This window comes from Rhodococcus sp. GB-02 (assembly GCF_053470465.1).
The window spans coordinates 160,933-177,322 of record NZ_JBPUKE010000001.1; the positions used below are offsets into that span (position 1 = coordinate 160,933).

The 16,390-nt window shown below is 62.4% G+C and carries 13 protein-coding genes; 4 read left to right on the top strand and 9 right to left on the bottom strand.

What is annotated here, in order from left to right:
• The first annotated feature begins 1 nt into the window (after nt 1).
• The 4 genes from ACSW29_RS00870 to ACSW29_RS00885 are packed head-to-tail and all read left to right on the top strand — an operon-like array spanning nt 2 to nt 3,413.
• Nucleotides 2-784, top strand: coding sequence for an ABC transporter permease (locus ACSW29_RS00870; protein ID WP_317826998.1), 783 nt, complete (start codon nt 2-4; stop codon nt 782-784).
• A gap of 2 nt (nt 785-786) precedes the next feature.
• Nucleotides 787-1,569 carry an ABC transporter permease gene (locus ACSW29_RS00875; RefSeq protein WP_317827136.1) on the top strand — a complete coding sequence of 261 codons (783 nt, stop codon included), beginning with the start codon at nt 787-789 and terminating at the stop codon, nt 1,567-1,569.
• The gene (locus ACSW29_RS00880) at nt 1,569-2,378 is read left to right on the top strand and encodes an ABC transporter ATP-binding protein (protein ID WP_317826999.1); all 810 of its coding nucleotides are present in this window, start codon (nt 1,569-1,571) and stop codon (nt 2,376-2,378) included. The genes ACSW29_RS00875 and ACSW29_RS00880 overlap by 1 nt, the downstream gene beginning before the upstream one ends.
• Nucleotides 2,379-2,402: 24 nt before the next feature.
• Nucleotides 2,403-3,413, top strand: a complete 1,011-nt coding sequence (locus ACSW29_RS00885; protein ID WP_448276134.1) for a YdcF family protein — start codon at nt 2,403-2,405, stop codon at nt 3,411-3,413.
• 6 nt (nt 3,414-3,419) lie between these two features.
• Here the strand turns inward: ACSW29_RS00885 and ACSW29_RS00890 are convergent, their stop codons facing one another.
• From ACSW29_RS00890 to ACSW29_RS00930, 9 genes are all read right to left on the bottom strand, one after another.
• Nucleotides 3,420-4,253 (bottom strand): NmrA family NAD(P)-binding protein, encoded by an 834-nt coding sequence (locus ACSW29_RS00890; protein WP_448276135.1) that lies wholly within the window; start codon nt 4,251-4,253, stop codon nt 3,420-3,422.
• Between the two features lie 14 nt (nt 4,254-4,267).
• On the bottom strand, nt 4,268-6,208 hold the full coding sequence (locus ACSW29_RS00895; protein WP_448276136.1) for a hydantoinase B/oxoprolinase family protein: 1,941 nt from the start codon (nt 6,206-6,208) through the stop codon (nt 4,268-4,270).
• Nucleotides 6,208-8,307, bottom strand: coding sequence for a hydantoinase/oxoprolinase family protein (locus ACSW29_RS00900; RefSeq protein WP_230815769.1), 2,100 nt, complete (start codon nt 8,305-8,307; stop codon nt 6,208-6,210). Before ACSW29_RS00900 ends, ACSW29_RS00895 begins: the two co-directional genes overlap by 1 nt.
• A 281-nt stretch (nt 8,308-8,588) precedes the next feature.
• Nucleotides 8,589-9,260, bottom strand: coding sequence for an SRPBCC family protein (locus ACSW29_RS00905; protein WP_095971644.1), 672 nt, complete (start codon nt 9,258-9,260; stop codon nt 8,589-8,591).
• The gene (gene cutA / locus ACSW29_RS00910; RefSeq protein WP_448276137.1) at nt 9,257-11,779 is read right to left on the bottom strand and encodes an aerobic carbon-monoxide dehydrogenase large subunit; all 2,523 of its coding nucleotides are present in this window, start codon (nt 11,777-11,779) and stop codon (nt 9,257-9,259) included. Before cutA ends, ACSW29_RS00905 begins: the two co-directional genes overlap by 4 nt.
• A complete protein-coding gene (locus tag ACSW29_RS00915) occupies nt 11,776-12,420 on the bottom strand; it encodes a (2Fe-2S)-binding protein (protein ID WP_029256750.1) in 645 nt (214 codons plus the stop codon). Before ACSW29_RS00915 ends, cutA begins: the two co-directional genes overlap by 4 nt.
• Before the next feature lie 2 nt (nt 12,421-12,422).
• Entirely contained in the window at nt 12,423-13,325 is a 903-nt protein-coding gene (locus ACSW29_RS00920) for an FAD binding domain-containing protein (RefSeq protein ID WP_317827006.1), read from the bottom strand.
• An 89-nt stretch (nt 13,326-13,414) separates the two neighbouring features.
• Entirely contained in the window at nt 13,415-14,854 is a 1,440-nt protein-coding gene (locus ACSW29_RS00925) for a uracil-xanthine permease family protein (RefSeq protein WP_448276138.1), read from the bottom strand.
• A gap of 292 nt (nt 14,855-15,146) precedes the next feature.
• Nucleotides 15,147-16,370: an aminotransferase family protein gene (locus ACSW29_RS00930; protein WP_448276139.1), complete on the bottom strand. Its 1,224-nt coding sequence runs from the start codon at nt 16,368-16,370 to the stop codon at nt 15,147-15,149.
• Nucleotides 16,371-16,390 lie beyond the last annotated feature (20 nt).

Here is a 16,390-nt window from a genome sequence, read left to right on the forward strand (position 1 = left end):
CTTGACAACCCCGAAGACACGCCGCAGGCAGGTACTGCTCGGACGGCTGCTGACTCTCTTCGCGTTGGCAGTCGCCTGGCAGGTCTTCGGAATGCTGGGCGACGAGAACGTCAAAGGTGTGCCGAAGTTCAGTGACGTGGCAGTGGCGTTCGTGGACGAACTCGGTACCTCTTCGCTGTGGACGTCGTTGGGACAGACCTTGACCACAACCGCCGTCGGATTGGCTCTGTGCCTGGTCATCGGAATCCCGGCAGGACTGCTGCTCGCCGCGCACCCGTTCCTGACGGTCTCTTCGCGCTTCGTCATCGACTTCTGCCGGACCGTGCCTCCGCTCGCGATCATCCCGCTCTTTCTGTTGATCATGGGCCCGACACAACGTATGGCGGTTGCGCTGATCGTGGCGGTAAGCGTGTGGCCGATCCTGCTCCAGACCATCCACGGTGTCCGCAACGTCGATCCGGAACTACTGGCCACCGCACGATCCTTCCGGCTTCCCCTGTGGCGCAGACTCGCTCTCGTAGTTGCACCCGCGTCGATGCCGTACATCTTCACGGGAATTCGTATCTCGGCAACACTGAGTTTGCTGCTGACCATCGGCGCCGAACTGATCGCCGGCGTTCCCGGACTCGGCAAGGAAATCCTGCTGAGCCAATCCGTCCCGGACCGAATGTTTGCACTCATCGTCGTCGCCGGAGTGCTCGGCATGCTGCTCGCGTTCGCTGTGATGGCAATCGAGAATCGTTTACTTGCTTGGCATTACATCCCGAGGAGGATGACGACGTGAAGATGATGTCCGGGATTCGACTCCTCGCGTGGGAGTTGTGGCTGCCGATCTTGATCGTCGTCGTGTGGTACTTCGGATCCGCGTCGAGTAAGTCGCCGTACTTCCCGCCGTTGTCACGAATCTGGAAAGCATTTGCGGACAACTGGTTCGGGTCAGGATTTGCACGCGATGTGGTGCCGAGCCTGACCAATCTTGCCTTCGGCCTCACCGTGGCACTGGTGCTCGGCATCGGGGCCGGTCTGCTTCTTGCGCTGTTCCCACTGGCTGCAGACATCGCCGATCCGTTCCTCCAGTTCTTCCGCGCTATACCCGCACTCGCTGTACTGCCGGCCCTGTTCATCGTCTTCGGCACAGGTTCTTCGGGCAACGTCGCCGCCATCGCTTTCGGCGCGGTCTGGCCGATACTCCTCAACACACTCGACGGCATACGCTCCATCGACCCGAGTATTCGATTGGTGGCGCGCAGCTATCGGATCCGAACGCCCCTGCTGGTCACGCAGGTACTCCTCCCCGGAGCGATGCCTCAGATAACGGTCGGCATCCGCACCAGTCTCGCGATCGGTGTCGTCATCATGGTCGGCAGCGAAATGTACGTCTCCACTGCAGGAATCGGTCACTTCGTGATCGTCGCCCAACAGACCTTCGCGATCGCAGACATGTGGTCCGGAATTCTCCTGCTGGGAATCATCGGATACGTGCTCAACCTCGGATACGGCGTGATCGAACGCTGGCTGCTCAAATGGCAGCCTCGGACCCACGGCGCACTCGCAGTGAAAGGAAACTGATGTCATCCACAGAATCTGCGGCATCCACTCCCGCAGTCGAACTGAACGGCCTCGGGGTGACCTACGGCGGATCTACCGGCCGCGAAGTGCTTCGCGGGATCGATCTTTCGGTTGCACCGGGAGAAATCGTCTGCATCGTCGGACATTCCGGAATCGGCAAGAGCACGCTGATTCGTTGCATCGCCGGTTTACAGAAGCCGACTACGGGTGAGGTCCGCATCGCCGGGATCACGATCGACGCTCCGCCCGCCACTCTTGCGCTCGTGTCGCAAGATTACGGACGCACACTGATGCCGTGGCTTCGAGTAGGTGAGAACATTCGCCTGCCGCTGCGGGGCAACGGCCTGGCACGCAAGGTTCAGAACGAGAGGGTAACCGAGGCACTCGCCGTCGTCGGTCTGGAAGGTGCTGTGCGTTCCTACCCTTGGCAGTTGTCCGGCGGAATGCAGCAGAGAGTGGCGATAGCTCGCGCTCTCGCCTACCGACCGCAGGTACTTCTCATGGACGAACCCTTTGCGTCGGTCGATGCGCAGACCCGCGCGGAACTCGAAGACCTGCTGCTCACCCTTCAGCGTGATCTTGGCATCACCGTCCTCCTGGTCACCCACGACGTCGACGAATCGGTGTACCTGTCCGATCGAGTGGTTGTCCTCGGCGGAACTCCGGCATTGATGCAGGACATCGTCGACGTTCCTCTGACCGGTGCTCGAGATCAACTGACCACGAAAGCGGACCCACTGTTCATCGAGGCCCGCACGAGAGTGTTGACGTCGATCCAGCAGTCGAAGGTGGTGACGACCGTCGGGTAGAGCGGCCTCGCTTAGGCTGGCTCCGTGATCCTTCTCCTCATCGGCCTCGCGCTGCTCGGATTCTGCGGCTACCGGTTCAGACAGGACAGGCGGAGGCTGAGCAACGGCGTCTATCTACTTCTCGGACTGATCTTCACCGGTTTCTGGATGTTGCAGTCGGGTGCGCCGGGAACCGAGGTCCCGTCGTTTGTGATCGCGACGATCGCTCTGCTCTCGCCGTTGCTTGTGCTCCTGCTCGCAGGGTTCCTGATCGTCAACGGGGTCACGATGCTGCGGCGCGAGGGATTCAGCATCGCAAATCTGCTCTCGCTCGTCGCCGGCCTCGGACTGCTCGTTCCCTATGTGCTGCTCGCATCCGCGTTGCTGACGCAGAGATACTGGCTCGCAGTCGTTCTCGGATCATTCAGTCTGGTCGCGTCGTACCTGGGGTTCTTGTTCACGAGCTTTCTGCTCTACTCCTACGTCTACGGACGCCAGAAGTACCAGCCCGGGATGGACGCGATAGTGGTGCACGGAGCTGGGCTTTCGGGCGCCGACGTAACGCCCCTGCTGGCCAGCCGTCTGGACAAGGCAGCGGACGTCTTTCGTGCCGAGGTCGGCGAAGGACGTTCACCGCTGTTGGTCGTCAGCGGCGGGAAAGGATCGGACGAGGCCGTCAGCGAGGCGGAGGCAATGTGCGTCTACCTCGTCGATCACGGGATCCCGCGTGAGAACGTGATGCTCGAGGACCGTTCGACCACCACGCTCGAGAACCTCGAGTACACGCGGGACCTCCTCCGCGCCGACACCACGGACCCTCGGATGGTTCTGGTCACCAGCAACTTCCACATCCTCCGAACCGCGACGTTTGCCCGAAGCCTCGGATTGGACGCAGAAGTCATCGGTTCCCGCACCGCCCGGTACTACCTGCCGAGCGCGATCCTGCGCGAGTTCGCCGCCGTAACGGTGGAGCACAAGTGGCTCAACGGAACGGTCTGCCTGATCCTGGCCGCTCTTCCACCGCTCGTGGTCTGGGCGGCAGGAGGCATGTCGTAGCAAGCTTCACCGAATCAGGCTCTCGATTCCCGTCGGTCGGCGACCCAACAGCAGTTCGACGGCCGCACTGCCGGCGAGGAAGTCATGGCGGTTGTAGAAGTCGAACATCGCGGCCAGACGCGAGCTGGCGTTGACGTCGAGGTCGTTGCCTATCCGTTCGCGCCATTGATCCACACTGATCTGATCTATCGTGACGGTCCGTGACGTCTGCTTCTCCACCATCTGTGCCACCTCCATGACGCTGACTGCTTCAGGACCGCCCACTTCGTACGTCGCTCCGTGATGCTCACCCGGGCCCTCGCTCAGTACGACCGCGGCAACAGCCGCCACGTCCGCCAAACTCACGAACGAGAATTTCGTGTCCGCGCTGTACGGCAGGACGATGGTCTCGGATCGACCGGTGAGTACCGCCTCGAAGTTCTCGGCATACGCGCACGGCTGCAACACAGTCCACTTCAGCGGGGAGCGATGCAGTTCGTCCTCACATCTGGCTTTGTCCAGGTGATGCGGCATGGACGGGCTGAACGGCCACGCGACGGAGTGATAGACAAAGTGCTCCACTCCCGCCGAAGCCGCTGCCGTCAGCGCATTGCGAAGAAGTGCCGGCTCGTCGGGATGGACGTTGGGGGCGATGAAATACACGCCTCGGCACCCGGCGAGCGCCTTGCGCAGTCCGTTTCCCGTTCCGAGTTCGACCTCGAAGTCGCCGTCGATACGGGCCTTTCGCACCAGTCGCCGAACTGTCACGCTCGGGGGAAGTGCGGCGACAACTGCCTCACCGGTCTTACCCGCGGCGCCGATCACCGCGATGTCGGCGCCGCAAGCAATTCCGTTCTCCATGAGAGTTTTCCGTCCTAGACGTAGTCGTAGACCGCTGAGGTGGCGCCACCGGAAAGCTGTGCGTAGCCCGGACCCCGATCGAAGAAGGGTTCGTTCTCACCGCGCTCCGAACGCAACTGATCCCGTAGCTCCGTGGTAGCAGCCTCGTCGACAGACGGCTCGTCACCCTCGATCACGACAACTCCGTAGTCAACGCGTGCGCCCTCGACGGAAACCTTGCGCCACTGAATATCTCGCAAGACTTCCTCGGTGGGACGCTCCAGTGGATCTCCCCAACCGCCGCCACCGGTGGTACGAATCCGTACGACCTCGCCGGCCTTGATCGGCTCGGCATCGGTCAGAGCATCGAACTCACGCTCGTTCGGTCCACCCGGATTCAGGACTACGGAGAACGGCCGGCCGGCCTTGCCGCCCTTGACTCCCCAGCAGGCGAGGATCGAACGGTCCGCGATGGACATGAAGTGCGCATCCTTGAGCATGCGGATGTGCTTCTCGTATCCCAGGCCCCCGCGGTAGCGTCCGGCTCCGCCGGAATCCATGGCCAGACCGAGCTTCTCGACGATGAACGGGAAGCGGCTCTCGGTGAACTCGGTCGGCAGGTTCCGCGAGTCGGGAACGACGTGAATCGTGTCCTCACCGTCGGCGTAGTAGCGTCCGCCCGAACCGCCGCCGAGTACCTCACGCATGAGGTACGAGTGACCCTCGAAGTCCTCACCGTAAACACCGGTGTATCTGATGGTTTCCTGATCGGCGGGCATGTTGCCGTCCACGGCCTTGGCCACGACGCCGGCCAGCACACCGAGCAAGCGGAGGATGACAAACGTGCGAGCGTTGGTGGGAGCGGGGAAGATCGGAGTGATCAGCGTTCCCTTCTCGGGGAACTTCATCTCGATCAGCGGTACGACGCCTTCGTTGACATCCAGTTCGGCCATGCGCTCCGGGGTGTCCGCGAGGTTACGCAGAATCGGCGCCAGCCACTTGATGAGGAAGTTTCCGTCCGCGTAGTCGCCGCAGTGGTTGATCGGGCCCTTTGCCTGCGGCCCGGTTCCGTTGAAGTCCAGGATGAGTCGCTCGCCACCCTCGTCTTCCGGCCGCGTCTTCGTGAGCGTGATGCGCTGGATGTGGAGCATCGGCTCGTCGACGCCGTCATGCTCGGCGTAGTCCTCCCACGTGTACTCACCGACCGGGATCTTGCTGAGGATCTCGCGGCGGTACGTCTCGGTGGTCGCGTCCATCATCGCGTCGAAGCACGACTCGACAGTGTCGACGCCGTAGCGCTCGAACAATTCGGTGAGTCGACGCGCACCCATCAGGCACGCCGAGCACTCGGCATCGAGATCGGCTGCGAGAGCGTCGGGCATGCGGGAGTTGCGCGTCATGATGCGCAGCGCCGCCTCGTTCGGAATGCCCTGGTCCCACAGTTTGATCGGCGGAACCATCAGCCCCTCTTCGTACACCGTGGTCGCACCGGACGGCATGGAACCGGGGCAGCAACCGCCGATGTCGTCGTGGTGACCGAATGCCTGAACGAAGGCGACAACTTTCGGTTCGGCATCGGGAGTGACGCGTGCGAAGACCGGCACGGTGACGCAGAGGTCGGGGAGATGGCCGATTCCACCTTCGGACAGGTAGACGTCGTTGTGGAAGTACACGTCTCCCGGCTTCATCGTCTCGAGCGGGAAGTCCCGCGCGATCGGATGAACCAGAGCGGAATACGAACGGCCCGTGAGCTTGCGGAGGTTCCGGTCGTGAATACCTGCGCGGAAGTCGTGAGCGTCACGGATCATCGGTGAACGCGAGGTGCGCGAAATGGAGGTCTCGACTTCCATTTCCACGCTGGCGAGGTAACCGGCGACGATCTCGACCAGAATCGGATCAGGTGACGCGCCGTCGGTAGCGGTGAGTCGGTACGGCTTGGCCGCGGTGGCAGCAGCAGCATCGAGAATGGCGGTCATCACTTCACTCCGTTCGAGTCGGAAGACTTCGAGATACGAATGTTCCCGAAGGTGTCGATACGTGCCGAGAATCCGGGATGGATCGGAACAGTCGAGCTGAACTCCTCGATCACGGCGGGCCCTTCGATGACGTCACCCGCACCGAGCAGTGTGCGATCGTAGGTGGCCGTCTCGACCCAGCTGTCGAAATAGGATTGGCGCGAACCGGTTCGGGCGGTCTCGGCACCGTTTCCGGCGGCGATCTCCTTGAGCGTCGGACGCTTGATCGGACCGATGCCGCTCACGCGCAGGTTGACCCATTCCACGTGCTGCGACGGGTCTCCCCGGAAGTCGTAGCCGTACAGTTCGCGGTGCGCCTGGTGGAACGCCTCGGCCGCGTCGTCCATGATCTGCGCCGTGACGGTACCTTCCGCCACCGGGACGCGCACCTCGAAGGCCTGACCGAGGTAGCGCAGATCCGCAGTACGGGAGTACTTGCGCTGCGTCTCGTCGAATCCTTCTTCGGCGAGCGCGATCTCGGCTTCGCCGGCCAACGCATCAAACTGGCTCTGCAGGTCTTCTGCCTTCAACCGGTCGTGACGACTGACGTGCGTCTGGACGTAGTCGTTGCGGACATCGACCGTCAGCAGACCGAACGCGGAGACGTTACCCGGATTGAGCGGGACGAGAACGTCTTTCAGACCCAGGATGTCGACGAGACGGCAGGCGAGCAGTGAGCCGGAGCCGCCGAAGGTCACGAGGGTGAAGTCGCGAACGTCGAGACCACGCTTGACGGTGATCTGGCGCAGGGCGTTGGCCTGGTTCCACGCCGAAACCTCGAGGACACCGACCGCGCACTCTTCGTACCCCAGACTCAGCTGTGCTGCAAGCTCTTCGAGTCCCTTGCGCGCCAGTTCGGTGTCGAGGGGGATCTCACCACCGAGCAGGTGGGGTGGGATGCGACCGAGCAGGACGTGCGCGTCGGTGATGGTCGGTTCGCTGCCGCCCTTGCCGTAGCACAACGGTCCGGGATCGGCGCCGGCCGACTGAGGACCGACTCGGAGGGTGTGCTCCGGCGTCATCCACGCGATCGACCCACCACCGGCGCCGACGGTCACGACATCGATCATCGGGATCTTCGACGGGTAGTTGCCCACTCGCCCTTCGGTGGTCAGCGCGGGCTCGCCGCGAACCACGACGGTGACGTCCGTCGACGTTCCGCCGCCGTCACAGGTCAACACCTGCTCGACGCCGGCTGCGTCGGCGATCAGCGCGGCACCGAGAGCGCCGGCAGCCGGTCCGGAAAGTACTGTCGTAATAGGCTGGTGAACAACCTCTTTGGCCGAGAGGACACCGCCGTTGGACTTCATGACGTAAAACGGGATATCGCGAGGTTCGCCGTCGGTGGTCGAGAACTCACGCAGACGATTCGCGATGTTGTTCACGTAGTTGCGGATGTTCGGCTTGACCGCGGCGTCCACGAGTGTGGTGATGGACCGCTCGTACTCGCGGTACTCACGAAGCACCTGGCTCGAGATGCTCACCGTCGCGTCGGGGAAAACTTCGAAGAGGATGTCGCGTACGCGCTCCTCGTGCGTCGGATCGGCGTACGAGTGCATGAGGCAGACACCGATGGTGCGGATGCCGCGGTCCTTGAAGAACTGCGCTGCGCTACGGACGCTCTCTTCGTCGAGCGGGCGAATCTCGCTGCCGTCGAAGGAAAGCCGTCCACCGACGGTGCGTACACGATCGGCAGGAACGATGCGTTCGGGCTTGACCCAGAAGTACGAGTTGCCGTAACCGTCCGGCACCGACTGACGAGCGATTTCGAGAACGTGCTCGTACCCCTCGGTGGTGATGAAGCCGAGATTCTCGACCTTGCCTTCGAGCAGCTTGTTGGTCGCGACCGTCGTCCCGTGGCTGACCGCACCGATCGAGTCGCCGCTCTCGCCGAGCTTGGCGAGCACTTTCTCGATACCGGCGAGAAAGCCCTCGGCGGGGTCCGCCGGAGTGGACGGGGTCTTGGTAGTGACGATGGCGCCGGTTTCGTCGTCCACTGCAACGATGTCGGTGAACGTTCCGCCGGTATCGATACCGACCCGAATCTTCCTGGGTTCCACGCTTCCTCCTGGGATCTTTGGCTCGTCTCGTCTGGTACCGATCGACGGTTGCGGCCTAGCCGGTAAGTGGCTCGTACCTGACGTGTAGTGCTATTCCACAGGTTCGGAAGAGCGGATTCTTTGTCACAATTCGCCGAATCGGGGGACCAAGGTTCGGCGCACGATCACGAGCGGATCTTCGCCGGCGCCCATGTGGGTTACGGGGACGTGAAAAACGCCCCGAACCTGGTCGGTTCGGGGCGTTTCCCTCATCGTGAAACAGCTGCTGACACTCCGGTGAACTACTCGCGACACCCAGAACGGGCCAGGAATCCGCCTATAGCAACACCTGACAAAGCAATGGCCGCACCGACGACGGCGCTGACCATCACCGTGCGAGCGTCGGCGCCGCCCGCTGCCGGCACACCGGCCGGAAGAACCGCTGGTGCCGTGGCGGCGCCGGAAACTACCGGCGCCCCCTCGACCGCAACTGCCGGTACGGCCGCCGCCACGGCGGCAGTGACCTTCTCGGGGATGCCGTTGGCAATGACGCCGTCGATGCTCTTGAAGAACACCCCGGCCATCTTCTTGGCGACACCGGTGATCATCCGCTGTCCGACGCCGCCGACCATCCCGCCGACTACCGCGTCGGCGTCGTACGAAAGCAGCGTGCCACCCTCGTTCTCCGTCAACGTGACCGTGACGTCCGCCTTCACCGTGCCTGGAGCACCAGCGCCCGAAGCCGTCATGACAAACGAATTGGGCCGATTTTGTTGCGAAAGAACAACTTCACCGTCGTAGACGCCCTTGATGGACGCGACTCCTGCCATGATCGAGAGTTTGTAGTGATTGTCCGTGAGCTGCTCGAGCGACTGCACACCGGGAATGGTCGCGGCCAGTACACGACCGTCCTGGAGCTTGTCGTAGACCTCTTCTCGAGGTGCCGTCAGCTGCGCGGTGCCGGCGATTCTCATGCATTCTCCTCTGATGACGAACCCGCATGTGCGAGTCGAAGTTCGAACAGTTCGGACGGTGAAATGGGCATGGACGTGATCGAGATTCCTTCGGCGTCCTCGATGGCGGCCGCGATGACGGCGCTGGTCGGGATCACACCGGCTTCACCGGCGCCCTTCATTCCGAGTGGGTTGAGTCCCGACGGCGTGACGGTGTGATCCATCTCGAGCGAATCCGGCATCTCGGTGACAAACGGCATCAGGAAGTCCATGTACGACGCGTTGAGCATCTGGCCGTGCTCGTCGTAGACGATCCGCTCGTAGAGTGCGCCGCCGATACCCTGCGCGACTGCGCCCATGACCTGGCCTTCGACGATGCGGGGGTTGATCACGTTTCCGCAGTCGTGGATGACGACGTAACGACGGACCGTGATCTCGGCTGTGACGGGATCGGTTTCGACGATCGCCGCGTGCACTCCCGAAGCGAAAGTCGAACCGGGCGGCGAGTAGTAGCCGGTGGCTTCCAGACCGGGCTGCTCACCCTCGGGAATCGGCGGCTTCGACATGTCCGTGTCGGTCGTGGCAAAACCGGTAGCCAGTTTCGACTCACGGTCGAACGCATATCGTAGCGGGTTCGACAGAACGGCAACAACACTCAGCGGCACAGAAGTACCTTCCACTCCGGGTTCGGTGCCGAGTTTGCACACGTGACCACCCTGGAGTTCCAGTTCGCCTTCCGGCAGATTCAAGATTCCGGACGCGATCTTCTTCGCTTTCTCCGCGACCATCTGCGCCGCGACGTGGAAAGCCGAGCCCGACATGACCGCGCCACGTGAGGCGAAAGTGCCGACGGCATAACCGAACCGGCGGGTGTCACCGGTGACGATCTCGACGTCCGAGACCTTGACTCCGAGATCGTCTGCAACGATCTGGGCGAACGCTGTCTGGTGCCCCTGGCCCTGCGTCGTCAAGCCCGTTGCCGCCTTGACCTTTCCGGACGTCTCGACCACTACGTGCGCGCCTTCGTAGGGTCCGGGTCCGGTTCCCTCGACGTACGCACCGATACCGATGCCGACCGACCGACCTTCGGCGCGAGCCTTCCTCTGGTACTCGGGAAATCCGTCCCAGTCGATGAGCTTCTTGAGCTTGTCGATACCGGCCTGGTAGTCACCGGTGTCGTAGATCAACGGGCGTCCGTCCTGGAACATCAGACCGAAGTCGTACGGCATGTCCTCGGGGCGAATGAAGTTCGCCTCGCGGACCGCGATCTTGTCCTTGTTCAGGTACTTGGCGATGGCGTCCATTGATCGCTCCATCGCGAACACGGCCTGCGGGCGTCCGGCGCCTCGGTACGGGGTCACGATGACTGTGTTGGTGTACAGCGAATAGGCGTTGACCCGGAACGACTTCGGCTTGTACGGCCCGAGAACCTGCGTCGCGGTGTTGATCATGACGATGATCCCGTACGGCAGGTACGCGCCGTTGTCGTGCCAGAACGTGAAGTCGAAAGCCAACAGACGGCCCTCGTCGTCGAATCCGATGTCGATCTTCTGGATCTGTCCACGCTCGTGTGCGCTCGAGATGAAGTGCTCACGGCGATCCTCGACCCACTTCACCTCACAGGAGATGCCGGCCTGGCCGAGGCGTCGAGCGGCCCACGTGATCATCACTTCTTCGGGCCACGGATGGACGATCTTGACACCGAATCCACCGCCTACGTCGGGAGCGATGCAGTGAACCTTGTTCAGCGCCATACCCAATCGCGCGGCAATGGCGGCGCGGGCGGAGGTGGACGTCTGAGTGGAGGTCCAGAACGTGAGGGTGTTCTCGTCGCCGTCCCAGCGTGCGTAGACACCCTTGCCCTCCATCGGCATGGATGCCGAACGCTCGATTTCGAGATCCAGCGTCAGTCGGTGCGGCGCGGCCGCAAGTTCGGCATCCGGATCACCGAACCCGTGCTGCAGATGAGCTGCGATGTTGTCCGGAACGTCAGTGTGAACGGCATTGTCGGCAGTGCGAGCGACGTCGATTCCCACTACCGGCTTCAGCGTCTCGTACGTGACGTCGATCTTCGCGCACGCATCCTCGGCGATGTACCGATTGTCGGCGACCACCATGGCGATGGCTTCTCCGACGTGGTTCACCTCGTCCTTTGCAAGGGGGTACCCGTTACGCGGAGCGATGATTCCCGGATGCGGAATGAGCAGTGGCAGGTTCTCCGCCATCTCCGGGGTGTCGGCCAGGAGATCTTCGTAGGTGTAGATGGCATGTACGCCAGGCACTTCCAGTGCCTGATCGATGTCGATGTCGATGATTCGCGCATGTGCATGCGGAGACCTGACGAATGCCGCGATCAGCGCGTTGTGACCCAGATCGTCGAGATACCGCCCCTGACCGCTGAGCAGACGCGTATCTTCCTCGCGCGGAATCGGTTTGCCGAAAAACTTGCCGTCGTCGGCAACCGAATGATCGGCCGTCGAATGATCGGAAGCGGGGTGCTTGGCCCCGTTGCGCTTTGCTGGTTTGACCGGAGTACTCATGCCTTACCCGCCCGTCCTCCGACGGGATTCGTTGTTCCCCGCACCTTGCGATCCAACGCCTCCCGAGTGGATGCGTCGTCGATTCCGAGCGGGAACTGCCCGGCTCGTTCACGCTTGATCTCGGCGGCGCGTAGAACCGACGCCCTGATGTTCTGGTATCCCGTACAACGGCAGAGGTTTCCCGCTATCGCGTCGGTTGCTTCCTCACGCGTGGGATTGGGGTTCTCCTCGAGAAATGCCGCGATGGTCGTCACGAAACCCGGTGTGCAGAATCCGCACTGCAAACCGTGACAATCCTTGAACGCCTGCTGAACCGGATGCAAGGTGCCGTCCGGCTCGACGAGTCCTTCGACGGTGGTGATCGATCGACCTTCGAGGCTGGCGGCGAGGACGAGGCAGGATCGCACCGGCTTTCCGTCGAGCAGCACAGTGCACGCACCACACACACCGTGTTCACAACCGACGTGCGTTCCCGTCTTACGGAGGTGGTGACGAATGGCGTCCGAGGCCAGAGTGCGGGAGGGGAGAACGACAGTGCTCGTCACCTCGTTGAGCGTGAACGTCACGGCCACATGGTGTTCACCGGTATCTGCTGCCAACTCGGCGAGTTGATCATCGATGGAGCGATCGTTTTTGGACATGGTCACCACTTTCCTGCCAGTACTGCGTTCTCACTGAGAGCATCTGTTGCCGCTGCAAACCCGACCCGCGCGGTGAGCGCGGACACCAGTTGCGAGCGGTACGCCGCCGTCCCGTGAATGTCTGCCTCGGTATCTATCTGCGCGCGGGCGCATTCCCCGAGGGTGCGCCAGCGCGGATCTCGCTGATCCGTCGCAGATGCCCCCGCCAGCACGTCCGTATAGTCCACGACCTGCCCCAGCTCTCCGGCGGACACGTACGTCATGTGTGCTTCGGCCACCAGACCGTCGACCACGCGAATACGCGCGACGACACCGACCAGTGCGTAGTCACCGTGGCGACGGGCGATCTCGTCGATAGCGGTTCCCACACCGGGCTCGGCGGCGGGCACCGACACCGACACCGCGATCTCGTCAGATTCCAGGCTCGATTCGAGGGGACCGACAAAGAGATCCGGCGACGCGATCTCGCGGGTGCCACGCACCGACTGGACGGTCACGCTGCCCCCGAGCAGTGTCAGGACTGCCGGCATCTCCGCCGACGGGTCGGCATGGACGATGGAGCCGACGCTCGTCCCGCGGTTACGGATCGTGGGGTGCGCCACCAACTGCAGAGCGCGGTTCAGCAGAGGCTGAACTCGGCGAGCACCTTCGTCGGCCGCCAGCACCGAGTGCGTGGCCAGGGCCTGGAACCGCACTCCTTCGTCTTCGGACGAGGCCACAGAAGCGAGGTCAGGAATCGATCCGATGTCGACGATGTGGGCGGGGGCGGCGAGGCGCATGGACAGCAGCGGCACAAGCGATTGCCCACCGGCGAGCACCTTCCCCTCGTGAGATACCTCGGAGAGGATTCGGCACGCGTCCTCGACCGAGGACGGTCGGTGATAAGTCAGCGGCGACGGTTTCATTACTCAATCCTGCCTCTATGAGTCACTTCACGTTTTGTGCAGATGTGACAACGGTCACGGGTCATACCTGGCATACATTCAACTTGGCATCACGTGAGCTGCGCCACGGGCACTTCCCTTTCGTCATCCGACGCATTCGCCCCCGGCGTTGCGCTCGGTTGCCGTCCGGACTTAGGCCTGTTCAGCTCGGGGTTCCAGGACCCGACGAACTGGCAGAGGTGGTACATCACGATCACGACGATGGTGCCGAGCGCGATACCTCCGAGCGAGAACGTGTCACTGAACTTCAGAGCCGTGTCACCGATACCGATGATCAGGCCGGCCGCGATCGGCATCAGATTCAGCGGATTCCCGAAGTCGACACCGTTCTCTTTCCAGATCTTGGCGCCGAGCAGACCGATCATGCCGAACAGAACCACAAGAATTCCGCCGAGAACGCCGCCGGGCGTCGCTGCCATGACGGCTCCGAACTTGGGCGAGAAGCCGAGCAGGATCGCGATGAAACCGGCAATCACGTACGCGGCGGTCGAGTACACCCGAGTGGCTGCCATGACACCGATGTTCTCGGCGTGTGTCGTCGTGGGGGAGCCGCCTACCGCGCTGGCGATGGCGGTGGCAAAACCGTCACCGGCAATTGCGCGTCCGATGTACGGGTCGAGATCGTCGCCCGTGATCTCTGCGACTGCCTTGACGTGGCCGGCGTTTTCCGCGACCAGTGCGATGACACCGGGAAGGACCAGGACGATGAACGTGAGGCTGAACGAGGGAGCGTGAATACCGACGATTCCGTTGGCTTCGTCCGAGAACGGCGGCAGGCCGAACCAGGACGCCGAGTGCACCGAATCCCAGTTGACACGAAAGTGCTCGGTGGGTGCGCCACTACCACTGGCGGACGTGATCGGACCGGAGACCCGGTCCAGGACCCACGAGAAGATGTAACCGAAAACCAGCGCGACGAGAATGGCGATACGTCCCAGGAAACCGCGTAGCGCAACGCTCATCACGATCAGTGCCACCATCACGATCAGTGCCACCCATTGGTCCTGCGGCCAGTACAGCCCCGCGACAACCGGCGCCAGGTTGAACCCGATCAACATCACCACTGCGCCGGTGACCACCGGCGGTAGCGCTTTACCGATGACGCCACCGCCGAGAAAGTGGATGGCGATACCGACGAACCCCAGAACCAACCCCGACACCAGAATCGCACCGGTCACTTCCGCCGTCGTTCCGCCCTGGGCACGAATAGCGGCGACGCCGCCGACAAAGGCCGCGGACGTACCGAGGTAACTGGGGACGTGCCCCTTGACCACCAGGAGGAAGAAGAGGGTACAAAAACCCGACATCATCACGGCAAGTTGAGGATTGAGGCCCATGATGATCGGGAACACGAACGTCGCGCCGAACATCGACACGACATGTTGACCACCCAATCCGATGGTTCTCGCCCAACTGAGTCGCTCGCCGGGAGCAACCACCTCACCGGGCCCGATATTCTTTCCATCTCCGTGCAACGTCCAGATAGGCATGACGAGACCTCTCGCGAAGAAGGAAGGTGTTCGAAATGCTTTGTGCCCCAGCTCACAAACACCGTGTCTGGAGTGAAACGCTAATACAGCACCAAGATTTGGACGTGATGACAATCTGACAGAACCCGCTCACCGAGATTGGCAACAATGGTGACAGATGATGCGGGCAGGGGTCATCGTCAGTGCTGGAGACAGTTCCGACGGAAATTGGGACCGTGATACGACAGGCCCCAACATTTTCGTCGGCTTAATGATTCCGTAACACGATGTCTGTCAACGGAAAACGAGGTACCTAGCCGAGGGCTGCGAGGATCCCCGCGGCCATCTCCGCGACCTGATCATCGGTCATGACAAACGTCGGCGAAATCTGCATCGCACCCTGACCCGCAGCACGACCCGAAATACCGTGCTCACGCAACGTCTTCACAAACGGCAACGCCTCCGCCGGATCAGCCAACTGCACAGCCGCGACCGCACCGAGCCCACTACGAACCTCCGCCACCCGCGGATGCTCCGCCAGCGGCTGCAAATGCGTATGCAACGACGCCTCCAAACGCTTCGACTCCACGAGCAAATTCTCACGCTCGACAATGTCGAGGTTCGCCATCGCCGCCGCCGCAGCACCGGCATGCCCGCCGTAGGTGTAGCCATGGCGCCACCACGAACCGGCATAGAACGGCTCCGCCACCCGCGGCGCAATGAACACCGCACCCATCGGAACATAACCCGACGTCAAACCCTTTGCCGTGGTCATCATGTCAGGCTGCAAATCGAAACGAGTGGACGCGAACCACTCACCACCGATCCGACCGAAACCCGTCACGACCTCGTCGACCACAAACAGGATGTCGTGCTCACGGCAGATGTCACGCACCTCGGCCAGATACCCCTCCGGCGGAAGATACACCCCACCCGCACCGATGATCGGCTCCGCGAAAAACGCCGCGATCTTGTTCGCACCGACCCGCTCGATCAACTCGAGCAGACTCTTCGCATCATCCCAACCAACCGTCGCCGCATCCGCCATCAGCTCGCCGTAACCCTCACGGTTCACCGGAATACCAGCCAAAGCCGTTCCCGCAACATGCATCCCGTGATACGCCTTCTGGCGTCCGACGATGATCGTCTTCTCCGGCTGCCCCACCTCGTGCCAGTACCGGCGAGCCAGCTTCGCCGCGGTGTCCACCGAATCCGAACCACCCGAGGTGAAGAAGATCTTGCTCCCGGAAACCGGCGCGATGGCCGCCAGACGCTCGGCCAACACCTGCGTGGTCTCGGGAACAAAATCACCGAAGTTGGAGAAATGAGCAATCTTCGACAACTGAGCCGCCACCGCATCCGCGATCTCGGTGCGCCCGTGCCCGACATTGGTGAACCACAAGCCCGCCGTCGCATCCAGATACCGCGTGCCCTCACGGTCCCAGATGTACGCGCCCTCACCGCGAGAGACGACAAACGCGCCGTTCTTCTCCACAGCACCCATGTCCGCGAACCCGTGCCACAATGCCGAAGCCATCGTCGTTCTCTCCCAACTGG